The organism is Parageobacillus sp. G301 (genome assembly GCF_030268025.1).
GTDB classification, from domain to species: Bacteria; Bacillota; Bacilli; order Bacillales; family Anoxybacillaceae; genus Parageobacillus_B; species Parageobacillus_B toebii.
In genome coordinates this window covers 1,300,448-1,324,639 of the sequence record NZ_BSDB01000001.1, presented here as the reverse complement: position 1 = coordinate 1,324,639, position 24,192 = coordinate 1,300,448, and the positions used below count along the sequence as shown (strand labels likewise).

Here is a 24,192-nt window from a genome sequence, read left to right as displayed (position 1 = left end):
TGGAAAAGCGGTGAACAATGGTATAGCATGTGGCAAACTTATGATATAGTTGGGACAGAAAAAGTTTAGTGAGGGAGATGAAAAGGGATGAAAAGAGTTTATACGTTTTTGGCATTGATGCTCATATTTTTATGTACGGCTTGCAATCAAGAAAAGCAAGAGGAAAAGCCGGCAATGCTTGAAGTTCAACTTCAAACGCCGGATCATATTGAATTAAATAAGGAAACGACACTTTCTTGTATCGTGACATACGGCGGGGAAAAAGTGAATGATGCGGATGAAGTGAAGTTTGAAGTGTGGAAACATGGAAGCGAGAAGCACGAGATGTTAACTGCCAAAAATGATGGTGATGGCAAATATTCTGTGAAAAAGACGTTTACCGAGCCGGGGACGTATTCGGTCATTAGCCACGTGACAGCACGAAATATGCATAATATGCCGAAAAAAGATATCGTTGTTGGCACACCGAGCGATCAGCCGCAAAATCATGCAGAGGAACATCATGGTGATGAACACCATCATGCCGATGTCATGATAATGCTTCATGAAAAACAATTTTCCGTAAATAAAGAAGCGCATTTAACGGTACATATTACTCATGACGGCCAGCCGCTGACGAAAGCGAAAGTTCATTTTGAAATTTGGAAAGGAAACAGCAAACACAAGTTTATCGAAGCAAGCGAAAAACAAGCAGGCCAATACGAAGCAACGACGACATTTCAAGAAAAAGGGACATATTCTGTAAAAATACATGTGGAAACGGAACAACTGCACGATCATCAAGTAGAGCAAATTACGGTGCAATGAAGGGATGCCCTATAGCGGCATCTTTTTTACTGCCATCCCGTCTTTATTGGACCATGCCGGCATATATATGGGAGTAAATAGTGGACAAGGAGAAGGAGATGGCAGAAGTGGCTGGAAAATGGTCGGATGCTTGGCAAATCGCCGCCGTTTACGTCGGCACCGTTGTCGGCGCGGGATTTGCTACTGGAAAAGAAATTATCGAGTTTTTTACGCAATACGGAACGTCAGGAACGATCGGCATTATCATTAGCGGCATTTTGTTTACGTGGGGCGGCGCACGCATGATGGTAATGGCGCGGAAAGTGAAGGCCGCTTCTTATCAACAGTTTAACCGCTATTTGTTTGGAAAAGAAGTGAGCCCGGTTATTTCTATCATGATGACGGTGATGATTGTTGGAGTCACCGCCGTGATGATGGCCGGCGCAGGGGCGGTGTTTGAGGAGCAGCTTGGGCTGCCGAGGCAAGCCGGAATTGTAGTGACGTTATGTTTATCGCTGTTGGTCATGATGTACGATATAAAAGGGCTATTTGGCGTAAACGCCCTGATTGTTCCGATGATGGTGCTATTTAGCGCCATTGCGCTTGGAAAGTTGATTACCATGGGAGAATTGTGTGAAACGAAACTGGAAACGGCAGACTATTCATTAAAAACATTTCTTTCCCCTTTTTCGTATGCGGCGTTTAATTTGGCGATGGCGCAGCCTGTGCTCGTGCCATTGGCTTGCGAGGCGGGGGACGAGCGCGCGGTGCGGCGCGGCGCGGTGCTTGGCGGGCTGCTGCTTACCGGCATTTTATTAAGCAGCCATTTGGTGCTTTTATCGTTTCCATATGCAATGAATTACGATATTCCCATGGCGGAAGTGATCCGTTCGTTTTTCGCCGTTTTTTACTGGGTGTATATCATTGTGATTTATGGAGAAATTTTCACGTCTATTATCGGCGGCATTTTTGGTCTGCAGCGGCAGGCGCGCACGCTCGTTTCTATTCCGAACGTCTTGTTTTTTGCCGTGTTGTTTATCGTGCTATATATGGTCAGCTTATTCCGCTACAGTGAGCTCTTATCATTTTTATATCCGATATTTGGCTACATCAGTTTTGCGTTTCTTTTTCTATTATGGGTGCGCAAAGTACCGCGACCGTAACGGCAGCCGTTTTCCCGCATTGACGTGGAAAAACGGCTGTTTTGTTGATGATTTGCGAAAGCGCTGTACGATTTTTTTAACGACTGTTTCGCCCGCCGTCGTTTTGTTAGTTGCCTCACTATTGGTTTCCGCCTAGTATTGTTTTTTTTTATATACACAATATTCAGATATATCAATGCCGGAATAGGAAGTGAATAAAATAAACAGCGGGTTGGAAGACTATCCCTCAAACGGCAAGTACGAGGGGATCGCTATGTCCATTTTTTCCTTTTTTAAAAAAACGAAGACAAACGGTGGAGAAAAAACGCTGCAACAATTATTGAATAAGCTGCGTCAATCTAGTGATTTCATTACAGTCGAGTTTGCCGTAAACGGTCATTTGCTTGCCATTTACTATTTTGATTCGCTAGTGGATCCGAAGGTGTTGCAGCAACACGTTCTCTGCCATCTGCAAAATGATGTGCCGAAAAATCCAGATATAAAGCTGGAAGATTTGCGAAAAATTATTCCGATTCAGCGCATTGAAGTAACGAATGATGTGCAGATGATCGAAGAAAAAATATTAAAAGGGTTTGTGGCTGTTCAGTTTCAAAAGACAGATAACCGTGTCGCACTCATTAATGTAGCGAATGAAAGTTTAGGGCTGCGGCCGAACAATGATTCGGAAAATGAATTTAGTGTCGTCGGCCCGAAAGTTGGATTTGTCGAAAACATCGGGACTAACTTACATTTAATCAGAAGGCAAATCGTAACGCCAAATTTAGTCTTTCGGGAAATGGCGCTTGGTACGATGTCCAAAACGAAAGTCGTCGTCGCGTATATCGATGGCATTACGAATAAGCAGACAATCGAAACCGTGATCCAGCGGCTCGAAAATATCCATTTTGACATTATTTTTGACAATTCCCTTATCGATCAAATGATTTCTGATAACTCGAATTCTCCGTTTCCGCTTTTTATCTCGACGGAGCGGATTGAACGTGCCGTTTTTGCGCTAGCATCTGGTCAAGTTGTTATTCTTTGCGACGGCTCGCCGTATGTGATCATCGGCCCGTCGACTTTTTTCGATTTTTTTACCTCGCCGGAGGATTATTATTTGCCGTGGGTGCTCGGCTCCTTTTTCCGTCTGATCCGTTTTTTTGGCGTGATGTTTTCCGTGCTGGCCTCGCCGATTTATATTGCCGTATTAACGTACCATTATGAAATGATTCCGAAAGATTTGCTTGGGCCGATTATCTTTTCCCGTTCTAACGTACCGTTTCCGCCGATATTGGAAGTATTATTTTTAGAAATCACCATCGAATTGCTTCGTGAAGCAGGGGCGCGCCTGCCGACAAAAGTGGCGCAAACACTCGGGATTGTCGGCGGTATTGTTATCGGACAAGCTTCAGTGGAAGCGGGGTTGACAAGCACCATCTTGCTTATTATTGTTGCGCTCGCCGCTTTAGCTTCCTTTACGACACCGATTTTTAAAATGTCTAATACAATCCGCTTCATCCGCTTTCCCATTATTTTATTTGCGGCGTTTTGGGGCGGAGTCGGAATTATTTTCGCTGTCTGTTTCTTATTCATTCATTTAGGAAGGCTGCAATCCTTTGGCAATCCGTATTTAGTTCCGTTTTATCCGCTGCGCGTTCGCGATTTAAAAGATAGTTTGATCCGTTCCTCATACAGCCAAACAGCAGAGCGACCGACGTTTCTTCGCCCGCTTTCTTTGTTCCGTTATAATCCGCCGAAAGCGAAACAAAAAGGCGATATCGATGAGTAAGAAAGGGGTCAAATATGAGGCTGCCTTTGGTCATTGCCGCATTGCTCTTTTTACTTGCCGGCTGCAAAAGCTCGCGCGTTATTGATGAAATTCAAATTATTCAAGAAATGGGTTATGACTATCATGACGGAAAATATGTGGGGACGGCAGTATACCCGACGTTTAAACAAGGACCGATGACGAAGCCTAATTTATTAACGACGTCTTCGTCAACGGTTTATGATTTAATTCCTCGCCTTTCTTCCAAGTCGGCATTGCCGATTGAGGAAGGGCAACTTCGTTTAATTTTATTTGGCAAAGAATTTGCCAAACAGGGAATTACGCAAATCACCCATAGTCTGGCCCGCAACAATAAAGTGGGAAGCCATTTGCTGTTAGGTGTGTCGTCAGGAAGCGCGCGTGAGCTATTGGATATTACGGCGAGCACTACTTTGAGCGATACGCTGTACTTGCCTAATCTAGTCGAACAAAATGTCCGTTCGATGAATTTGCCAAAAACAAATTTACATTTGTTTTTATATAACTATTTTTCAAAAGGAAGCGATCCATTTTTGCCTTATTTTGAGAAAAAGGGGGATTTTGTGAAATTAGAAGGGCTTGCGTTGTTTAAAGATGGAAAATATGTGGGGAAAGTGAGTTTGCGTGATTCATTTTTGGTAAAAATTTTATTAAATGAAACAAAAAATGGAGTGTATCAGTTGAAAGTAGGGAACCGCGGGAAGCAGGGCGAAGACCGGGTGATGCTCGAAAATTTATTTGCGACATCCAAATATGAGTGGAAAAGGAAAGGGAACCGCCATGTTCTACATATTTTTGTTCATATTCACGCTTCTATCAAAGATTACCCGTCTTGGCTCGATATGCCGCATAAAAATATTTTCTCTACGGTGAAAAAGAAGATGGAAGATGAAATCGAGCGCGATATTCGCCGCCTGCTCCGCTATTTTCAAGAAAAAGAGATTGATCCGCTTGGCATTGGCGAATTTGTCCGCAGCGAAACAAGGAATTGGAATGCAGACGAGTTTTATCGTGAATATAAAGATTTAGAAATCAAGCCGCATGTAACTGTCGACATTATACAAACAGGGATCGGTGAGTGACGCGAGCGGATGGGGAGGTATTTTTATGAATCAAGCAATGAAAGAGCGATTCCTTATCTCGCCCTTTTTGGTGTTTTTTCTCATTAATAGCACCCAAGTGGGAATTGGAATGCTTAGTTTTCAACGCTTGGTGATGAAAGAGGCGGGGCACGATGCGTGGATAGCTGTTATCCTAACGGGAATTATTGCCCATTTATTAATTTGGATCATGTATCAACTTTTCGCTCATTCCCCTGATGCTGAAGATATCGTTTCTATACACCAACGCTATTTCGGCAAATGGGTCGGCTCTGTCTTTAGTTTCGCTCTGTTTGTTTATTTCTCTTTATTAGCGTTTACGGTATTGCAAACGTATATTGAGATTATCAAAATTTGGATGTTTCCCCTGATGGGGGCATGGCAGTTCAGCCTTATTTTTTTATCGCTGGCTTATTACGCCGTATTAGGAGGATTCCGCGTTGTCACAGGGTTATGTTTTTGGGGCGTCGTGATTCCATTGCTCACTATTTTTCCAATGTTGTTTTTCCCGCTTGAATACGCCCATTATCGCAACTTGCTGCCAGTATTTGACCATTCGATCGGTGAGATTTTTGCGGGTGCGAAAGCAATGTCACTGCAATATTTAGGAATGGAAATGCTGCTTGTATACTACCCGTTTATCCAACAGCCAGAAAAGTCGCATAAATGGGCGCAATGGGGCAGTGCGTTTACGACCCTCATCTATTTAAGCATTATGCTGGTCTCGATTCTTTTCTATAATGAGGAACAAATCCAGCATATCACTTGGCCGACATTAACGCTGGCGAAAATTCCAGCAGTGCCGTTTATTGAAAGGATGGAGTACATTATCATTTCTATTTATGTGCTGGTAGTATTTCCAATTATTTGCATCGCTGTATGGTCGGCTTCGCGCGTTGCGAAAAAATTGTTTTCCATCAAGCAGCGCCGCTTTGTTCCTGTGATTTTGTTATTCTTATTTATCGGGACATTGTGGTTCGAAGAAAAAGAACAAATCGAACGGTTGAACAAATGGACCTCTACGATCGGCCTGTATTTTGCCATTTTCTATATTCCTGCTTTATACATATATGTGACAGCAGCGAATAAAATAAAAAAAATAATGCAATCCAAAAGCTGAATGTGGTATAGTTTAAAAGGAAAAAACAGAAGAAAAATTCCGTACGAACGTACGGGAGAGGTTTCTAGAACAACCCTCTATAAAAAACTAGGGACGGCTATATCCTTAGGGGGTATAGCTTTTTTGTTTTAGAACGCCTCTTCTTCTGGAAAAAGCGGAAGGGAGTGCAACGAAAATGAAAAAGGAAAAAGCGATTGTCGTCTTTAGCGGCGGCCAAGATAGCACAACATGTTTATTTTGGGCGCTAAAGCAATTTGACAAAGTAGAAGCGGTGACGTTTGATTACGGACAGCGTCATCGCCTGGAAATTGAAGTGGCAGCTTCCATTGCGAAGGAACTTGGTGTTCCACATACGGTATTGGATATGTCGCTATTAAATCAATTAGCGCCAAATGCGCTTACGCGGAGTGATATTGCCATTGAACAAAATGAAGGGCAATTGCCATCGACGTTTGTCGATGGGCGAAATTTATTGTTTTTGTCGTTTGCCGCGGTGCTTGCAAAACAAAAAGGAGCGCGTCATCTTGTCACAGGCGTATGTGAAACGGATTTTAGCGGCTATCCGGATTGCCGCGATATATTTATTAAGTCATTGAATGTAACGTTGAATTTAGCGATGGATTACCAATTTGTCATTCATACGCCACTGATGTGGCTGACGAAAGCACAAACGTGGAAGCTCGCCGATGAGCTCGGAGCGTTTGAATTTGTCCGCACGAAAACATTGACTTGCTATAACGGCATCATTGCTGACGGCTGCGGGGAATGCCCGGCTTGTGTGTTGCGAAGACGAGGGCTTGAAGAGTATATGAAAGAAAAGGAAGGGGCAAGTCAATTATGATACATCAACTTTATCCGCAAGTATTTCACAATTACCGATACGAATTGAATAAAGATATGCATATTGCTGCCGCGCATTTTATTCCTCATGAGAAAGCGGGAAAATGCGCAAACATGCATGGACATATATACACCGTGAACATTACGGTGGCGGGAGACGAACTCGACGATGCAGGTTTTTTAGTAAATTTTCAAGAGTTGAAAAAGCTTGTTCATGGGAAACTGGATCATTCGCTAATGAATGAACACCAAGATTGGTTCAATGATCAAAACAGCAACGATTTTCCAACAAGCGAGGTCATCGCCCGAAAGATATATGAAACGGTACAAGCGTATCTTGATACAATGCCAAACAAGCCAAAGTGTTTGCAAGTGTTCGTGAGGGAAACGCCGACAAGCTATGTTGTGTATCGGCCAAAAGCGGGGGAACGATAATGGCGAAAACAATTCCCGTGCTTGAAATTTTCGGACCGACGATCCAAGGGGAAGGGATGGTGATCGGGCAAAAAACGATGTTCGTCCGCACCGCCGGTTGCGACTACCGCTGCCGCTGGTGCGATTCCGCTTTTACATGGGACGGGTCGGCAAAAGAGGAAATCCGACAAATGACGGCGGAGCAAATTTGGGAGCGGCTGTATGAACTTGGCGGTGACCGCTTCAGCCATGTGACGATCTCGGGAGGAAATCCAGTTCTCATTCAAGCGCTTGAAGAGCTTGTAGTATTATTAAAAAATAAAGGAATCCGCATTGCGGTCGAAACACAAGGAAGCCGCTGGCAAGATTGGCTGTATCATATCGATGATATAACCATTTCGCCAAAACCGCCAAGTTCAGGGATGGATACCGATTTTGCCATGCTCGATCACATCGTGGAAAAGTTGGCAGGCGCGGGAAGGGCGTCTCATATGAGCTTAAAGGTCGTCGTGTTCGATGAAATCGATTTCGACTATGCGAAAAAGGTGCACCGACGCTACCCGGACATCCCGTTTTATTTGCAAGTCGGCAATGCCGATACAGCAGAAGCGGATGATGCGGCGCTGCGCACGCAGCTTTTGGCAAGGCTGGAGTGGCTCGTGGAAAAAGTGGCGCAGTCGAACGAGCTGAACGACGTGCGCGTCTTGCCGCAGCTGCACACCCTGTTGTGGGGGAACAAGCGCGGCGTGTAAATATAAATTTAGGAAAGGAGAAAAACGATGGCAGGAAGAAAAGAAGAAGAGTTAAAAGATCTTACGCTATTAGGAAACCAAGGGACGAAATATTTATTCGAATACAGCCCAGAGGTGCTGGAAGTATTCGAAAACAAACATCCTGACCGCGATTATTTCGTGAAGTTCAATTGTCCGGAGTTTACGAGCTTGTGTCAATGAGGGCACACTTCAGTGGTGACACTGTCGGCTAAACCTTGTGAATTCAGGGGAAGAGAATAAGGGAGAAAATAGTAGAAATAGTATGGGAGTTGGTATACAATACAAGCAATAAGAACTTATGTTCGTGGAGGTGCTTGTATTGTCGCAAACTCCTTGGAGAGATAAAGAGTGGTTTATAAGCCAGTTTATTTATGAGGGGAAAAGTATTAATGAATTATCGAAAGAATGGGGGCTTGATTGGTCTAGTGTTGACAGATGGCGTCAAATTCATGGGCTTCCCAAACATTCTGAAAAAGAAAAAATTATTCAGTGGTATGGCATTGAAATTTGGAACAATATTGTAGAAAGAAAAAAGCACAGGTATTCCGTTGCTAATAAGAGGAAAGCGGAGATCATGTATAAAAATAAACGGTATGAAGAAATCCATGGGGTGGAAAAAGCACAAAAAATCAAAAATAAGATTTCGCTTTCCAATAAAAATGTGAAGAGGTCGACCAGTTTTAAGGAAAATTTGTCTGCTAGGCAAAAAGGACGAAAAAATTCAAATTGGAAAGGCGGATTTTATAGTTCACATGTTTATAAGGAAGTTGATCGTATATATGTAAAACAATATGTATTGGATACATGGAATAAGCATATTGTTATTGAAAGAGATTATACATGTGAATCTTGTGGTAAAAAGACAATAGCCTGCAATGGCCATCATGTCTTGTCTTTTACTAAAATTTTTGATGCCATTTGCTTTTATTTAAGCCAAGTTAATCAATTAAATACGATGTCCGTAATAACTCAAATGCATATTTTTCACAAACAACATCATGATAAAATTTATAAATGCCTATGTCCTTCCTGCCATCAACATATTCATAAGCAAGATAACTTTGCTATTAGAAACTGGGAAGAAAACCAACTTCTTTATCTCTTAGAACCTTATTTCTCCAACCCTGAGCCAAGCCTCAAATTTAGGGGGAATGCAGGAGACTAGGAAATCCAAATGTTCTCTAAATTTGAGGAAGGTGCAGAGACTATCGAAATCACTCCAACATGAAGCGAGTAAGAGTAGTGTTGGAGGAAGAGAGTAGAGTACACCATGATGATGTAATATACATCATTATGGTGGAAGCGCAAGGGTTCTTATTCAATATCGCAGTTGAATAAGAATAAGATATAGTCCACCTGTTTGTTAAAACAGAGGCCAAAAACCGGACAACCGGACTTCGCGACGATTTACATTAGCTACATTCCCGATAAAAAATGCGTCGAAAGCAAATCGCTGAAGCTGTATTTATTCAGCTTCCGCAACCACGGCGATTTCCATGAGGATTGCGTCAATATTATTATGAACGATTTAATTAAAGTGATGGAGCCGCGCTACATTGAAGTATGGGGGAAATTTACACCGCGCGGCGGCATTTCGATCGATCCGTATTGCAACTGGGGACGTCCAGGAACGAAGTATGAAAAAATGGCGGAATATCGTTTAATGAACCATGATTTATATCCGGAAAAAGTGGATAACCGCTAAAATGCGCATCTTTATATAAAACAGTCAGAGGCTGTTCTAAGTGAAAGAACAGCCTCTGTTTTCGTTTTTACTCAATAATTTTGTAATTTTTATGATTGACGACGGTCCGTTCTTGTAAATCCAATTCTCTATAATTTTCCATATACGTTAAATCAACGATGACAGAATTTTCATTGACTTTTTCAACGATTCCGCGCAATCCATTTTTAAACTCGATAATGTCGCCAACTTTTGCTTTTTTCATATTCATTCTCCTTTTTTTATTTATTTACTGTGTTTGTTATAGTTTGCCTTATTTTCTTTTTTAAGTAAAGGGGCTTTGTCTCTTTTTTATCATTTCTTAATAAAGAAAGGAGCTTGTGACAAAGCTCCTTTCTTACTTGGCAAATACGTGATTTCCAATGACAATGGTGACTTGCTTAGAGCGCAGCCATTTGCTTTTCGCCGTTTTTGGATTATAAAAGTACACTGAACCATTTCCTAAACCGCGAAAAGCAAGTGCTTCTTCAACGGCGCGACGTGATTCACGGTCTGCCGGTTGATTAATCGTTCCATTTTGTACCGGCGTGAATGCATAATGGCCGCCAGAGCGCTCATAAATAACATCGCGAATCGTATTTGGGAAATCAGGATGATCGACTCGATTCAACACGACAGTTGCTACGGCTACTTTTCCTGCATATGGTTCCCCTTTTGCTTCTGCGTGAACGAGACGGGCTAATAAATCTTTTTCACTTGCAGAAATCGTTGTTTTAGGAATAACTAACTTTTCACCAGGAAATAATAGATCTGTATACTTATCATTTTGTTTTTGTAGCTGTTTTAATGGCACGCCGTATTGTTTTGCAATGTTCCAAAGCGTTTCTCCAGGTTTTACTGTATGAGTTGTAGCTGCACTAGCAGCATGGCCTCCAAATAAAAATGCACTACAAAAAATGGATGCTAGCATCCACTTCCTTATCTTTTTCATAAAATTCCCTCCTTCTTGTTAACTCGCTACTAGAGTAACAAGGATTTTTGATTCTATCATCATCTAAATGTTGGAAAATTGCGTTTTCCGTTGATATTGCTAGTTTCATAGGGGGTATGGAAATTTTTTCGGCACAGAAAAAACGCCGATTTTCGCACTGGAAAATCGGCGTTAATTGATTAGCTTCGAGGTTTTTCGAGATAATGGTAAATGACGTCTCCTCCTCGCTGAGCAATGCCACGGAAATGTTTAAAATCGTTTTGTTTTACAAGAACGTTGCGAAACGTGAGAAAATCTTCTTTTTTTACTAGTAGTTCTGAAATTGTTCCATTGCGCAATTCATCGAGAAGTTTAGCGGCTAATTTTTCATCCACCGTTTGTTCACCTCAACCGATGAATGTTGTCACAAATATTATGGTACCGCAATAGTGTTTTAGGATAAATACCCATTTTTTTTAAGGCAAACACCCTTTGCTTGTTTCCACATAAAATATGGATGGGTATGTATCATAATCATACCTTAATGAAAAAAATGAAGGGGAGAGGAATATGAGTCACTGGAATTCGTATAAGGATGATCCATTTTTTTATGAACAGGGCCATAATCATAATGAAGAAGAAAGAGTAGAGAACAACATGCAGTGGCCAGAAAACAATGTACCGCAAAATGTACAAATGCCAGCTGCACAAATGCCAAATGTGCCAATGCCACCTGTACAAATGCCTGCTGCGCAAATGCCTGTTGCACCAATGCCAATTGCTGTCTATCCTTTTCCGTCAATGTGTGGCTGTCCTCCTGTGACCTGGTGCTGTCCGTATCCGATGGTAGGGGGAATGACACCGTTTGCAGATGCCGGTTTTGATGACCCGGATATGGCACCACAAACGATGCCGCTTGGGATGGAAAATGCACCGAATCCGACGATGGGGGATACAGATCCAATGAGTGAAGATCCTGATTCTGTTGCACCAATGACCATGCTGACTCAAGGAACGTTTGCACCGTCTCCAATGTTTCCGGTCGCAGGGATGGCTCCAACCGTTCCATTTCCTATGTGCGGTCCAATAATGCCAGGGCCGACAGCGTATTATACACCAGCTCCTTACTACGGTGGAGCGGCGCCATACAGTCCATTTTTCCCAGCTCCTTATGTTCCATATCGGTAAACATCCAAAAAGACCGCTATGTTACTGCGGTCTTTTTTTGATGAAGAAAATAGATAACTATAAACAGTTTTGATGGTATACTTTTGTTAGAAAAAAACGAAGAGAAAGGCTGAAAAACGATGAATTTTTCAAGAAAAGTGGTTATCGTAACTGGAGGAGCAAATGGAATTGGAAAGTCCATTGTTACGATGTTTGCAGAAAAAGGAGCGAATGTCGTGATTGCTGATATTGCGGAAGAAGCAGGAGAGAAACTCGCTTTAGTGTTGAGGGAAAAAGGACTCGAAACTCGTTTTGTTCCAACCGATGTTCGAAAAATAGATGAAATAGCGCGTCTTATGAAAGTAACGTTTGAAACGTATGGTTGTTTGCATTATTTAATTAATAATGCGGGTGTGTCAAGATGGAAATCTCCATATGAATTAACGGTGGAAGAATGGGATGATGTGTTGAATACAAACTTGCGAAGCGTCTTTTTTGGATCACGCGAAGCCGCGAAATATATGCGCAAAAATAAAACAGGCGGAGCGATTGTAAACATTGCGTCAACAAGGGCGCTTATGTCTGAGCCAAATTCGGAAGCGTACGCTGCCTCGAAAGGCGGAATTTTATCACTGACCCATGCTTTAGCCGTTTCGCTTGCCGATGATCGTATTCGTGTGAACGCCATCAGCCCGGGATGGATTGAAACAGGGGATTATGAACAGCTGCGGGAAATTGATCATACGCAGCATCCAGCCGGGCGTGTCGGCAAGCCGGAAGACATTGCTCGCGCTTGTCTTTATTTGTGCGATGATGAAAATGATTTTATTACAGGGGCTAATATTGTCATTGACGGTGGAATGACGAGAAAGATGATTTATGTTGAGTGAAATTTACATAAATATCCATTTAACCTTTTGTTTAATTAATAATAAGCATAGATATCCATGTCTAAGAAAAAAGTGTAAATCGATTTAAATTGAACGTTGGACATTGATTTGTTAAAATATACGAAATGTAAGATGCTGTAAAGGACGGGGTATCACGATGAAAATTCGCAAAGCAGTATTATTCGATGAACGGACGCCCACAAATGTTTACATTTACGAAAATAAAAAAGAAGAATATATTGTGGTAGCTATTCCTGATCTTGAGTGGTCATTTTTGATCCGCTATGAAGAAGAAACAGAAACATTAAAAGCACGGTTAGTATCATCATTGGCAAAAGCAGCTCCGAAAGAACATATAGAAATGCTTGCAAATAAACTGTTATATTGGGCGCGCGAAATGTAAACGATTGCGGGAAAACCACAGCGGATGAAAAGGCGGTGGGGCGCTTTTTAGCTTCGCCGCTTTTTCAATATAATTTGCAAGTTAGGAGTTCGATGATACGTGTTCACAAAATCGAAGATCATTATGTTTTATTTTTTATTTAGCGTATGTTGGATTATAGTAACCGATATCATACTTCATTTCTTTCATTTTCACCGCGATATGTATTTAATGATTGGTACGGCAAAAGGCGGAGTTTTTATTCTTCTTTCTGCTATTTTTCTTTATAAGATGTTAAAAAAGAGCGAACAGTTGCAAAAAACGGCAGAGAATGAGCAACAGCTTTCTACGTTGATTAACTCTATGCCTGATTTTGTTTGTTTTAAGGATAGTGAAGGCCGTTGGCTGCGCGTAAACGATTTTGGACGACGGCTTTACCATTTAGAGAACGTGGAGTATAAAGGGAAAACAGATCGCGAACTTAGTGAAATCGTTCCGTTTTTTAAAGAGGCATTTCAGGGCTGTATCGAATCGGATAAAAAAACTTGGGAAAAAGGAACATTAACACGCAGTGAAGAATCATTTCAAACTCCTGATGGTGAAACCAAAACATTTGATGTAATTAAAGTTCCGATTTTTGAGGAAAACGGAGCACGAAAAGGATTGCTAACGATTGGCCGCGATATTACCCAGCAAAAGCTGGCGGAAGCATTGCTTCTAAAAAAAGAAAAGTTATCTGTGTTAGGAGAACTTGCCGCAGGGATCGCCCACGAAATTCGCAACCCATTAACATCGATGAAGGGGTTTATACAAGTCATGCAAGAAACCCGGCAAGTGAACGACACATATATTAACATTATATTGAGTGAATTGGAGCGGATTAATCAAATTGTTAGTGAGCTTTTAGTGTTGGCGAAACCGCAAAGCCATGATTATAAACCGTTTTTTCTTAGCGATGTGATTGGATATGTGGTCAATTTAATTGGACATGAAGCAACATTAAACAATGTTTATATATCGTTAGAAAACACCATGCCACAAGCATGTATTTATGGGGATAAAAACCAAATTATTCAAGTTTTTATTAATATTATGAAAAACTCCATTGAAGCAATGCCGGATGGGGGAGCGATTCATCTGCGGGTATGGAAGGAAAATCAAACAATCCACATTACGATTTCTGATACAGGTGTCGGTATTTCCAAAGAACGGCTTCAAAAAATAGGTGAACCGTTTTTTACGTTAAAAGAAAAGGGAATGGGACTTGGATTGACAACAAGCACGAAGATTGTACAGGAACATAAAGGAACGATCGAAATAGAGAGCGAAGTCGGCAAAGGGACAACCGTGCATTTGTCTTTTCCAGCTTATGAAAAAAGATGACCAAACGACATCGGCCATCTTTTTTCATTTCTGCTGAACAAAGCAGGTGTCCGAATTATCGTTCTACCCAAGTAGTAATTGCTTCAATAGGCAACCGTGTTGTACGGCGGGCAGGGGCGATGCTTTTTCCGATTGTAATGAGCATAACTGGAATATAGCGGTCAGAAATATGAAACTCTTGTTTAAATTGTTCAGCGTTAAAACCGCCGATTGGGCAAGTTCCCCATCCTTTTGCCGTCGCAGCTAGCATAAGCTGCATGGCTGCAAGCGAGGCATTGCTAAATGCTGCGTCACGAACGTATTCTTTATTTTTGTACGCTGCTTCAATTTGTTGTGCAATTCTTTCTTTTATTTCTGCGGACATTACCCCTTCATTTACTAACGGATCATATACTGCATCGATGTTTCTATTTGCTTCTAAATCACCTAATACGGCAATGACAGCAGAAGCGTCGACAATTTGTTGTTGGTGATAGGCAATTGGATATAAACGTTGTTGCGCTTCTTTTCCATGAATAATAACAAAATGCCAGTGCTGCAAATTCCATGCTGACGGTGCTTTTCCCGCCAATTCAATGATTTCTCGCAATTCTTCTTTACTTATAGAAACATTTGGATCGTATTTTCGTACAGATTGACGTTCGTTAATGACAGTAAAAAAGTCTTTTGCAGGTGTATTAATGGCATTCCCCATACTATTCCCTCCATTTTATTATGTGATTTAAAAGAATAATTAACTAACTTTTTGTAACTAAAATAGTTTGTTATCATCGTAAATTTATCTTTTGTTTTTGTCAATTTTTTTATCGTGGGAGCCGTCGAATTTTTTGGCGTACCCTGGCATATTTGGATAATAATGCATTAAGTGCTTGGCCGTATTAACAAAACTGGCCGGTGCTGCGTTGGAAGCAAAATTCGCTAGGTTTTCTTGGAATGGTTTACTTTCTGTTGTCGCCGGAATGGTTTCCCGTGGTGAAGCAGCACTGATTATTGCTGGAATTGGATTGAAGACAAAGCTGTTGTTGCCTGATTTATTTACTGTTTTTGTATAGTAATTCTTGTAGCAATGCGCCCCTCCGTTATTAAGGCGATTTTCATGCGAAAGCAAGCCGCTATACAGGCGGCGTAACAAAAATGAAGGAGGCGAATGACGTGCCTCCTTTGTTCTTTCACGAACGATTTTTTTTCGCTTGTTTTGCCGTATCAACACTATCTTTCGCCATCTCCGCTTCTGCTTTAGAAACGGTTGGGTTAGCTACTTCTTGGCTTACTTTATTTTGCCGCCCTTTTTTTGACATTGTTTTTTCCTCCCTTCTTCCATTTTACGTTATACAGTATGTCTTCAAAATCCCGTTTAATTCACAGTGATGTTTGGTTGGAATTTGATGGCGTGCGTCTTCAATATAGATGATTTTCGCATGTGGTACATTTTTCCTGAACAGCTTCTCATATGAATGCATATAGTAATCTCTGGCGCCATAAATAAGAAGGATTGGCATGCGCAACAGTGGAAGGCGCTCCGTACAGGAATATGTTAATCCTTTTTCGTACATGTTTACTAAATCTTTTTTATTGACCAATCGCACATATTGTTTTATTTCTTGTTGTCCTTTTTTATTTTTTTCATGCGATTTGGCTAATACGTTTGCAAGTAAAGAAATAGCGCCGATTTTTGCTGCATAAATGCCAAGCAAAAATTCATAACGCAATAAAGCAGTACATACTTCAGAAAATCCGCCAATTAAAATGAGCTTTTTTACTTTATGTGGATAGCGTAAGGCAAATTCTAAAGCAATGGATCCACCGTTAGAATAGCCGCAAATAATCGCTTGCTTTACGTGAAGTGTATTGAGTAAGCGGTAAATATCATCAGCTAGCAGCGGAATCGTAATCGGACGATTCGACGGACTGCTTTTCCCATTGCCGCGCATATCATACATGATGATGCGGAAGTGGCTTGATAAAGATTGTTGATGACGGAAAACGATATGACCCATTCCAGGTGGATGAATGAATAAAATTGGTGTACCGCTCCCCATCTCTTCATAGTAAAGACGAACGCCATCTTCTACCATAATATATGGCATAGTAAACCTCCTATTTGCACGCCTACTCATAGTATGAATCTAAATAGGGAAAAACATGAAAAAAGAGCTGGCATTTCTTAGTGAGCCAGCTCTTATTACATCATATTTGGTGTAGGAATGTCTTTAAGAATCATGTGTATCCCTTCACTTACTGAATTGATCACATATTGTGCTTCTTTTTTTACATCAGGATGAGCATGAGACATGGCAAAGCTGTAAGGGGTTAGACGAAACATTGGAATATCGTTAAACGCATCGCCGAAACAAGCGATTTCATTAGGCTGCAGGTGAAGATGTTCCATTAAAGTGCGAATGGCATTTCCTTTGCTAATATTTTTGGGCATAATATCAAGACAACCCGGTTCAGAAATAAACGTATCGATGTGATTGCCAAACTGATTCGTTATTTTTTGTTCGAATTCGACAATTTGTTCATTTGCTGCTAATACAGTAATTTTTGACGGATGAATATCTTTGCCGATGGAATCAAGGATGTTTGGACGTTCATATAGCCCATAAAATAGACGTTTTTCTATTTCCGCTGTATTTTCATTCGTTTCTTCAATAAAATATGTATTTTCATTGCAAACGAGCACAATTGCTTCTAATTCCTTTGCTTGTCGATAAATTTGCTGTGCTAGTTGCGGGGAAAAAACGATTGAATGAAGCGGCAAATTCGTTTTTGTGTAAATGAACGCACCATTTTGACTAATACGATGCGCTTTTTGTTCCAATTCTTGCAACACTTCTAAAATTTCATTATCCATTCGGCCGGATGCAATTGCAAAATCAATTCCTTGTTTCACTGCTAATTGAATGGCGAGTTTATCTTCTTTTTTAACGTGGTTATCCAATCCGAGCAGCGTTCCGTCCAAATCGCTGACAATCAGTTTAATCAATGTTGTTCCCACCTTTCCTTCCCAATTGTAACATGCTTTTCATTATAGGGGGAGAAAAATGAATATACTCACATTTCGTTGTTAAGAAAAAATCCATATTTATTCATTGACGATTGAGAGATCGTTGCGTAAGATGATAATATTGCAAACGTTTTATTTTAAAGGAGTGGGGCTTGGTGACAGAGTCCTTTCGGGTAAAAAAAGTGTTAAATAATAACGTATTAATTGCTTCACATCCAACGTACGATGAAGTAGTATTGCTCGGAAAAGGGATTGGATTTGGAAAGAAAAAAGGGGATTATATTGAACAAAGTGCCGTTGAAAAATGGTTCATTTTAAAAAATGAACGGGAACAAGAACAATATAAAAAATTGTTGCCGGAACTCGATGAAGAGTTCATCGGGCTGATGAACGAAGTGATCCAGCACATTAAACAGCGAGTCAACGCTCCGTTAAATGAACATATTCACGTTGCACTTACTGATCATATCTCGTTTACGCTAAAGCGATTAAGACAAGGACTTGATTTAAAAAATCCATTTTTAGTGGAAACGAAAAGCTTATATCCGCTAGAATATGAAATTGCATGCGAAGTTGTCGACATGATTAACCGAAAATTAGGAGTCGAGCTTCCGGAAGGAGAAGCTGGGTTTATCGCGCTACATATCCATAGCGCAATTTCGAAACAAAGCCTTTCTGAAATAAATCAGCATTCACAATTAATTACCAAACTCGTTCAAATTGTCGAACAGCAGCTTAATATCAAGATTGACCGCAACAGCATTCCTTATTTGCGGTTTGTCCGCCATTTGCGTTACGCAATTGAACGCATAAAAAAAGGAGAAAAAGTCGAAGAACCAAAAAAATTGTCGAAAATCTTGAAAGAAGCGTATCCACTATGCTATAATACTGCTTGGAAATTAATAAAAGTGATGCAACAAACGTTACAAATGCCAGTAGACGACGCAGAAGCGGTATATTTGACAATGCATCTGCAAAGACTTGCTAAAAAGGAAACAGAAACAATAGAATAAATTTGTCTCGCTTTACGTGTTACTGATTCGATCAGGCATGAGTAAAGAAGACAAAATAGGGCAGGCAAGAGGAGTCACTATTCCTCTTGTTGTAAGCGTTCTATTTTTGTCCTTCTTTGCTCATGCCTTCGTTTTTATTTATATGTTGTCAACAAGTCTGACGTCTAGCATGTTCTTTTTTAAGAAAAGAGCAAAACAATTTCTATTTGTTGTACATGAACATAACGTTTGTTGCAAAACTTATATACAGAAAAGGAGGGCATTAAAATGAAAAGAGCATTTGGTACGTTGCAAAAAGTCGGTAAAGCGCTTATGTTGCCAGTGGCGATTTTACCGGCGGCAGGGATTTTGCTTGCTTTGGGTAATGCTTTAAAAAATCCGGCTTTAACGGATAAAATCCCAGCGTTAAAAGCAGATTGGATCGTGCTTGTTTCCAATGTCATGGAACAAGCAGGCGGCATTGTGTTTTCGAACCTTTCGCTCCTCTTTGCGGTTGGGGTGGCGATTGGACTAGCCGGCGGTGACGGGGTTGCCGGACTTGCTGCAATTATTGGTTATTTAATTATGAATATCACCATGAGCGTGATATTAGGTGTTACGCCGGATATGGTCGGTTCGGATCCTGCATTTGCGAATATATTGGGGATTCCGACATTACAAACTGGTGTATTCGGCGGTATTATTGTCGGTATATTAGCCGCTTATATGTATAATAAATATTTCAACATTGAGTTGCCGCAGTATCTCGGCTTTTTTGCCGGAAAACGTTTTGTGCCGATTATTACAGCGGCATCTGCGGTATTGCTTGGAATTGTTATGACATGGGTATGGCCTCCGATTCAACATGGTTTAAATGCTTTTTCTCATAATATGATTGATGCGAATAAGGCATTAGCTGCGTTTATTTTCGGGGTTATTGAGCGTGCGCTAATTCCGTTTGGTTTGCATCATATTTTCTACGCGCCATTCTGGTTTGAATTTGGCGAATATGTCAATAAAGCTGGACAAGTAGTACATGGTGACCAAAAAATCTTTTTCGAGCAGTTAAAAGATGGAGTGCCATTAACTGCGGGAACGTTTATGACAGGAAAATTCCCATTCATGATGTTCGGTCTTCCAGCAGCGGCGCTGGCGATTTATCATGAAGCGCGTCCGGAAAACAAAAAAGTGGTAGCTGGTATTATGGGTTCAGCCGCTTTGACATCGTTTTTAACAGGGATTACGGAACCAATTGAATTTTCCTTCTTATTCGTTGCACCAGCGTTATTTGCGATTCATACGATTTTTGCGGGATTATCCTTTATGGTTATGCACTTATTAAACGTAAAAATTGGGATGACTTTCTCCGGTGGGGTTATTGACTTCTTGCTATTTGGCGTATTGCCGAACCGGACAGCATGGTGGCTTGTCATTCCAGTCGGATTAGTGTTTGCGGTTATCTATTACTTCGGATTCCGCTTTGCGATCCGCAAATGGGATTTAGCAACACCAGGACGTGAAAAAACGACAGAAGAAGAGTCAACAGTAAAAGCAGAAGCGGACGATCTTCCATATGAAGTGTTGGCGGCGCTTGGCGGCAAAGAAAATATTGCTCATTTAGATGCATGCATTACACGTTTGCGTGTTTCAGTCAACGATATTAAACAAGTCGATAAAGACCGCTTAAAAGCATTAGGCGCAGCGGGCGTTTTGGAAGTCGGAAACAATGTACAAGCGATTTTCGGACCAAAATCCGATATATTAAAAGGACAAATTAAAGATATTATGGAAGGCCGCGCTCCATCACGAGTGAAGGAAGAGCCGCAAAAATCAGCGGTTCAAGAAACAAAAGAATCGACTCAAGTGGAGACAATTGCTTCACCGCTTTCGGGAGAAATCGTTCCACTTTCTGAAGTGCCAGATCAGGTCTTTTCACAAAAAATGATGGGTGACGGTTTTGCGATTGTGCCAACAGACGGAACAGTGGTTTCTCCTGTTGATGGAAAAATTGTGAATGTATTCCCGACAAAACATGCGATTGGCATTGAGTCTGTTGGTGGGCATGAAATTTTAATCCATTTTGGTATTGATACGGTCAAATTGAATGGTCAAGGCTTTGAAGCTCATGTTAATCAAGGAGACGAAGTGAAAAAAGGCCAGCCTATTTTAAGTGTAGATTTAGAGTATGTGAAAAATAATGCTCCTTCTATTGTGACACCAATTATTTTTACGAACTTGCAGCCGAATGAAACCATTCATGTCAAAAAGCAAGGTGCAGTAACAAAAGGAGAAGATCGCATCGTTGAAATTAGTTAACAAGGCGAATTTTCTGATTAAAGATTTTTAATTGAATGTAGGTACTATTATTTGATATTATGACAAACGAAAAAATAAGGAAAAGGGGAATGACGACAATGGCTGAAAAAGTGTTTACAGTAACTTCAGAATCGGGAATTCACGCTCGTCCGGCAACGATTCTTGTTCAAACAGCGAGCAGATTCAACAGTGACATTCATTTAGAGTACAACGGCAAAACGGTAAACTTAAAATCGATTATGGGCGTCATGTCTTTAGGAATTCCAAAAGGCGCTGAAATTAAAATTACTGTAGAAGGGGCAGATGCAGCAGAAGCAATGGCAGCATTAACGGAAACATTATCTAAAGAGGGTCTTGCACAATAATGACAAAAAACATTCAAGGAATTGCTGCATCGAGCGGTATTGCCATCGCAAAGGCATACCGCTTAGAGGCCCCTGATTTTGTTGTAGAGAAAAAAGTTATTTCCGATCCGCAGGCAGAGGTTGCACGTTTCGAAGCAGCAGTGGCGAAAGCAAAAGAAGAGCTAGAAATAATCAAGCAACATGCTTTGCAACAATTAGGGGAAGATAAGGCTGCTATTTTTTCTGCTCACCTGCTTGTATTAAATGATCCAGAATTATTAAATCCGGTCAAAGAAAAAATTAAGACAGAGCAAGTGAACGCGGAATACGCGTTGAACGAAACGGCGACGATGTTTATTTCCATGTTTGAAGCAATGGATAATGAGTATATGAAGGAACGCGCCGCTGATATTCGCGATGTAACGAAACGTGTACTTGCTCATTTACTTGGAGTTACGATTTCCAATCCAAGTCTTATTTCCGAAGAAGTTGTGATTATTGCTGAAGATTTAACTCCATCCGATACAGCTCAATTAAACCGCCAATACGTAAAAGGGTTTGCAACCGATATCGGAGGACGTACATCCCATTCTGCCATCATGGCGAGATCGATGGAAATTCCAGCTGTTGTCGGTACGAAACAAGTGACAGCAGAAGTTCAAAATGGTGATGTCGTTATTATCGATGGATTGGATGGACAGGTTATTGTCAATCCATCGGATGAGGTGCTCGCGCAATATGAAGAAAAACGCACTCGCTATGAAGCGCAAAAAGCAGAATGGGCAAAACTTGTACATGAAAAAACAGTGACAAGCGATGGGTATCATGTGGAACTAGCCGCTAACATCGGTACACCAGATGATGTCAAAGGAGTACTCGAAAACGGAGCCGAAGGAATCGGATTATACCGCACGGAATTTTTATACATGGGCCGTTCCGAACTGCCAACAGAGGAAGAACAATTTGAAGCGTATAAAACAGTGCTTGAACGAATGGAAGGAAAACCTGTTGTTGTTCGTACACTTGACATCGGCGGGGATAAAGAGCTTCCATATTTAGATCTTCCAAAAGAAATGAACCCGTTTTTAGGATTTCGCGCCATCCGTCTTTGCTTAGAAATGCAGGATATGTTCCGCACGCAGCTTCGCGCTTTGTTGCGAGCGAGCGTATATGGCAATTTGAAAATTATGTTCCCGATGATTGCGACGCTTGATGAATTCCGTCAAGCGAAGGCGATTCTTTTAGAGGAAAAAGAAAAATTGCAGCGCGAGGGTATACCAGTGGCTGACGATATTGAAGTCGGCATGATGGTAGAAATTCCGGCTGCTGCCGTGCTTGCCGACCAATTTGCCAAAGAAGTAGATTTCTTTAGCATTGGCACCAATGACTTAATTCAGTATACGATGGCAGCAGACCGCATGAACGAACGCGTTTCATATCTTTACCAACCGTACAATCCAGCGATTTTGCGCCTTATTAGCAACGTCATTGATGCTGCGCATAAAGAAGGAAAATGGGCTGGAATGTGCGGCGAAATGGCAGGCGATGCGATCGCCATTCCGATTTTGCTCGGTTTAGGGCTGGACGAGTTTAGTATGAGCGCAACTTCTATTTTGCGCGCACGTTCGCAAATGAGAAAATTATCAAAAGAAGAAGCGGCGCGCTTTAAAGAAACCGTCCTCTCGATGAGCACAGCGGAAGAAGTAGTTGAGTTTGTGAAACAAACATTCCATATAGAATAAATCAATTAGCGGTGGAATGCATTCCACCGCTAATTGTTTATAAGAATAGAAGATGTTGATTCATAGCCAAATCGCTGCCGTACGGTAAGTGAAATTCCTAAAGCGATTGCTTTTGCCATTTGATAAACGATATGTAAATTTGTATATGAAAGTGTCGCAATATTTTCACAATCTTCCATCATTACCCCCATAATGCTAATATCGCCGACAGAGGGAAGGTTTTTATCAAGTGCAGAACCTGGAGTGAGTGCTCCATTACGGACGACAATGGTATGAATGTAGTCAGAAATGCCAACAACACTATCAATCGCTAGCGTATATGTCGAAGGTGAAGCAGGGAATTGCTTTACAATTTCTTTTATATTTGTCGCATCCACTGGTCGTTTTAAATTTCCAATAATAGTCATATGTTTTGGGTAAAGACCGGATAAAAGTGTTCCGACAAACGGTCCTAGACTGTCGCCATTAATGCGATTGCTGCCAATGCATAAAACGACAAGGTGATCAACATATTCCGGAATAGATGAAAAAAGATAATTGCGAATAAGCAAAGGAGCTAGCGGGTTATCATAGAAAATTGGCTGCATTAGAAGTCGTTCCTTTCCATAATTCTTCCTTTCCTTATTCGCGATGACAGCAAGTAAATCCTTCTTGAATTATCCATGATGTTTGAATGGATTGCGCCATTCCATCAGCACTGCATAATTTAGCGACTCTTCATCTTCTAAATAGTTTTCAATCACTTGAAGTGGTGTACGGCCGCAACGCAATAAAAATGTAATGACAGGGTCCTTTAGTTCCCCTTTCAGTACTTTTTCGAGATATTGTGTTGCCGATAAACGATCAGCGTGCCGATGATAACCAGGCATTCTCCCTCCGCCGAGAAGACGGTCTACATTCAAGCGGACGACAACTTCATACATCGACTGCATCAGCCATTTTCCAAGCCCGAGTTTTCGATAAGGAGGGGAGACGCAAATATCGACAACATATAATGTGTTTCCGTCGGGACGATGGTTGCGAATATAGCCGCCATCCGTTATTTCTTCCCACGTATGTGATGGGTGGCTCGGGTCGAAATGAACGAGCAATCCCGTCATGGAACCGACAATACGACCGTCTACTTCCACACAAAGTGCTCCTTCAGGAAATAGTGAAACATGATTGGTGAGTTGCTCCTCATTCCACCATAATTCTGATGGAAACGGCGGGGGAAAACTTTCTTGTTGAACGCGAATTAATTGCGAAAAATCATTTTTTGTATAATTTCGTATGATTGCTTTTTGTGGAACATCACCGTTAAATACATACAGTTCTTTTCGGTACATCGTTT

The 24,192-nt window shown here is 41.1% G+C and carries 27 protein-coding genes and 2 pseudogenes; 19 read left to right on the top strand and 10 right to left on the bottom strand.

Going from position 1 to position 24,192, the window contains the following annotated elements; translation table 11 throughout:
• The first annotated feature begins 87 nt into the window (after positions 1 to 87).
• The 11 genes and pseudogenes from QSJ37_RS06735 to queF form a co-directional block, all read left to right on the top strand.
• Positions 88 to 807 carry a FixH family protein gene (locus QSJ37_RS06735; RefSeq protein ID WP_285754443.1) on the top strand — a complete coding sequence of 240 codons (720 nt, stop codon included), beginning with the start codon at positions 88 to 90 and terminating at the stop codon, positions 805 to 807.
• Positions 808 to 905: 98 nt separating this feature from the next.
• Positions 906 to 1,949, top strand: coding sequence for a YkvI family membrane protein (locus QSJ37_RS06730; protein WP_285754776.1), 1,044 nt, complete (start codon positions 906 to 908; stop codon positions 1,947 to 1,949).
• Positions 1,950 to 2,202: 253 nt separating this feature from the next.
• Entirely contained in the window at positions 2,203 to 3,717 is a 1,515-nt protein-coding gene (locus QSJ37_RS06725; protein WP_285754442.1) for a spore germination protein, read from the top strand.
• Between the two features lie 14 nt (positions 3,718 to 3,731).
• Complete coding sequence (locus tag QSJ37_RS06720) at positions 3,732 to 4,817, top strand: Ger(x)C family spore germination protein (RefSeq protein WP_285754441.1); 1,086 nt, start codon at positions 3,732 to 3,734, stop codon at positions 4,815 to 4,817.
• 25 nt (positions 4,818 to 4,842) lie between these two features.
• A complete protein-coding gene (locus QSJ37_RS06715) occupies positions 4,843 to 5,955 on the top strand; it encodes a GerAB/ArcD/ProY family transporter (RefSeq protein WP_285754440.1) in 1,113 nt (370 codons plus the stop codon).
• A gap of 175 nt (positions 5,956 to 6,130) precedes the next feature.
• Positions 6,131 to 6,796, top strand: coding sequence for a 7-cyano-7-deazaguanine synthase QueC (queC, locus tag QSJ37_RS06710; protein ID WP_285754439.1), 666 nt, complete (start codon positions 6,131 to 6,133; stop codon positions 6,794 to 6,796).
• Complete coding sequence (gene queD, locus QSJ37_RS06705) at positions 6,793 to 7,230, top strand: 6-carboxytetrahydropterin synthase QueD (RefSeq protein ID WP_285754438.1); 438 nt, start codon at positions 6,793 to 6,795, stop codon at positions 7,228 to 7,230. Before queC ends, queD begins: the two co-directional genes overlap by 4 nt.
• Positions 7,230 to 7,961: a 7-carboxy-7-deazaguanine synthase QueE gene (gene queE / locus QSJ37_RS06700; protein ID WP_285754437.1), complete on the top strand. Its 732-nt coding sequence runs from the start codon at positions 7,230 to 7,232 to the stop codon at positions 7,959 to 7,961. Before queD ends, queE begins: the two co-directional genes overlap by 1 nt.
• Before the next feature lie 27 nt (positions 7,962 to 7,988).
• Positions 7,989 to 8,156, top strand: a pseudogene (locus QSJ37_RS06695) (preQ(1) synthase); the annotation flags it as partial.
• 145 nt (positions 8,157 to 8,301) lie between these two features.
• Positions 8,302 to 9,147, top strand: coding sequence for a hypothetical protein (locus QSJ37_RS06690; RefSeq protein WP_166911199.1), 846 nt, complete (start codon positions 8,302 to 8,304; stop codon positions 9,145 to 9,147).
• Between the two features lie 210 nt (positions 9,148 to 9,357).
• A pseudogene (queF, locus tag QSJ37_RS06685) lies at positions 9,358 to 9,687 on the top strand (preQ(1) synthase); the annotation flags it as partial.
• A gap of 67 nt (positions 9,688 to 9,754) precedes the next feature.
• Here the strand turns inward: queF and QSJ37_RS06680 are convergent.
• The 3 genes from QSJ37_RS06680 to QSJ37_RS06670 all read right to left on the bottom strand — a co-directional run bounded on the left by QSJ37_RS06680 (position 9,755) and on the right by QSJ37_RS06670 (position 11,031).
• Positions 9,755 to 9,931 (bottom strand): YkvS family protein, encoded by a 177-nt coding sequence (locus tag QSJ37_RS06680; RefSeq protein WP_012749561.1) that lies wholly within the window; start codon positions 9,929 to 9,931, stop codon positions 9,755 to 9,757.
• 132 nt (positions 9,932 to 10,063) lie between these two features.
• Positions 10,064 to 10,657: a cell wall hydrolase gene (locus QSJ37_RS06675; protein WP_062677465.1), complete on the bottom strand. Its 594-nt coding sequence runs from the start codon at positions 10,655 to 10,657 to the stop codon at positions 10,064 to 10,066.
• 179 nt (positions 10,658 to 10,836) lie between these two features.
• A complete protein-coding gene (locus QSJ37_RS06670) occupies positions 10,837 to 11,031 on the bottom strand; it encodes a hypothetical protein (RefSeq protein ID WP_062677464.1) in 195 nt (64 codons plus the stop codon).
• 175 nt (positions 11,032 to 11,206) lie between these two features.
• Between QSJ37_RS06670 and QSJ37_RS06665 the strand changes: the two genes are divergently transcribed.
• The 4 genes from QSJ37_RS06665 to QSJ37_RS06650 all read left to right on the top strand — a co-directional run bounded on the left by QSJ37_RS06665 (position 11,207) and on the right by QSJ37_RS06650 (position 14,458).
• Positions 11,207 to 11,824, top strand: coding sequence for a hypothetical protein (locus QSJ37_RS06665; RefSeq protein WP_285754436.1), 618 nt, complete (start codon positions 11,207 to 11,209; stop codon positions 11,822 to 11,824).
• A 119-nt stretch (positions 11,825 to 11,943) separates the two neighbouring features.
• Entirely contained in the window at positions 11,944 to 12,693 is a 750-nt protein-coding gene (locus QSJ37_RS06660) for a glucose 1-dehydrogenase (RefSeq protein WP_285754435.1), read from the top strand.
• Positions 12,694 to 12,850: 157 nt separating this feature from the next.
• Positions 12,851 to 13,096, top strand: a complete 246-nt coding sequence (locus QSJ37_RS06655; RefSeq protein ID WP_285754434.1) for a YueH family protein — start codon at positions 12,851 to 12,853, stop codon at positions 13,094 to 13,096.
• A gap of 123 nt (positions 13,097 to 13,219) precedes the next feature.
• Positions 13,220 to 14,458 (top strand): ATP-binding protein, encoded by a 1,239-nt coding sequence (locus QSJ37_RS06650; protein ID WP_483313589.1) that lies wholly within the window; start codon positions 13,220 to 13,222, stop codon positions 14,456 to 14,458.
• A gap of 55 nt (positions 14,459 to 14,513) precedes the next feature.
• Here QSJ37_RS06650 and QSJ37_RS06645 read toward each other — a convergent pair whose 3' ends face one another.
• From QSJ37_RS06645 to QSJ37_RS06625, 5 genes are all read right to left on the bottom strand, one after another.
• A complete protein-coding gene (locus QSJ37_RS06645) occupies positions 14,514 to 15,152 on the bottom strand; it encodes a nitroreductase family protein (RefSeq protein ID WP_285754432.1) in 639 nt (212 codons plus the stop codon).
• Positions 15,153 to 15,236: 84 nt separating this feature from the next.
• Positions 15,237 to 15,668 carry a hypothetical protein gene (locus QSJ37_RS06640; RefSeq protein ID WP_285754431.1) on the bottom strand — a complete coding sequence of 144 codons (432 nt, stop codon included), beginning with the start codon at positions 15,666 to 15,668 and terminating at the stop codon, positions 15,237 to 15,239.
• Complete coding sequence (locus tag QSJ37_RS06635; RefSeq protein ID WP_015863252.1) at positions 15,628 to 15,756, bottom strand: hypothetical protein; 129 nt, start codon at positions 15,754 to 15,756, stop codon at positions 15,628 to 15,630. The genes QSJ37_RS06640 and QSJ37_RS06635 overlap by 41 nt, the downstream gene beginning before the upstream one ends.
• Before the next feature lie 24 nt (positions 15,757 to 15,780).
• Entirely contained in the window at positions 15,781 to 16,545 is a 765-nt protein-coding gene (locus QSJ37_RS06630; protein WP_285754430.1) for an alpha/beta fold hydrolase, read from the bottom strand.
• 95 nt (positions 16,546 to 16,640) lie between these two features.
• Positions 16,641 to 17,444 carry an HAD family hydrolase gene (locus tag QSJ37_RS06625; protein WP_285754429.1) on the bottom strand — a complete coding sequence of 268 codons (804 nt, stop codon included), beginning with the start codon at positions 17,442 to 17,444 and terminating at the stop codon, positions 16,641 to 16,643.
• A gap of 176 nt (positions 17,445 to 17,620) precedes the next feature.
• On the opposite strand from QSJ37_RS06625, the gene glcT reads away from it, so the two are divergent.
• The 4 genes from glcT to ptsP all read left to right on the top strand — a co-directional run bounded on the left by glcT (position 17,621) and on the right by ptsP (position 22,859).
• On the top strand, positions 17,621 to 18,478 hold the full coding sequence (gene glcT, locus QSJ37_RS06620; protein ID WP_285754428.1) for a glucose PTS transporter transcription antiterminator GlcT: 858 nt from the start codon (positions 17,621 to 17,623) through the stop codon (positions 18,476 to 18,478).
• A gap of 267 nt (positions 18,479 to 18,745) precedes the next feature.
• A complete protein-coding gene (ptsG, locus tag QSJ37_RS06615) occupies positions 18,746 to 20,773 on the top strand; it encodes a glucose-specific PTS transporter subunit IIBC (protein ID WP_285754427.1) in 2,028 nt (675 codons plus the stop codon).
• A gap of 98 nt (positions 20,774 to 20,871) precedes the next feature.
• Complete coding sequence (locus tag QSJ37_RS06610; protein ID WP_285754426.1) at positions 20,872 to 21,138, top strand: phosphocarrier protein HPr; 267 nt, start codon at positions 20,872 to 20,874, stop codon at positions 21,136 to 21,138.
• Positions 21,138 to 22,859 carry a phosphoenolpyruvate--protein phosphotransferase gene (ptsP, locus tag QSJ37_RS06605; RefSeq protein ID WP_285754425.1) on the top strand — a complete coding sequence of 574 codons (1,722 nt, stop codon included), beginning with the start codon at positions 21,138 to 21,140 and terminating at the stop codon, positions 22,857 to 22,859. The genes QSJ37_RS06610 and ptsP overlap by 1 nt, the downstream gene beginning before the upstream one ends.
• A 29-nt stretch (positions 22,860 to 22,888) precedes the next feature.
• Here ptsP and yyaC read toward each other — a convergent pair whose 3' ends face one another.
• Positions 22,889 to 23,446: a spore protease YyaC gene (yyaC, locus tag QSJ37_RS06600; RefSeq protein WP_285754424.1), complete on the bottom strand. Its 558-nt coding sequence runs from the start codon at positions 23,444 to 23,446 to the stop codon at positions 22,889 to 22,891.
• Positions 23,447 to 23,515: 69 nt separating this feature from the next.
• The gene (locus tag QSJ37_RS06595; RefSeq protein WP_285754423.1) at positions 23,516 to 24,187 is read right to left on the bottom strand and encodes a GNAT family N-acetyltransferase; all 672 of its coding nucleotides are present in this window, start codon (positions 24,185 to 24,187) and stop codon (positions 23,516 to 23,518) included.
• Between the last annotated feature and the right edge of the window lie 5 nt (positions 24,188 to 24,192).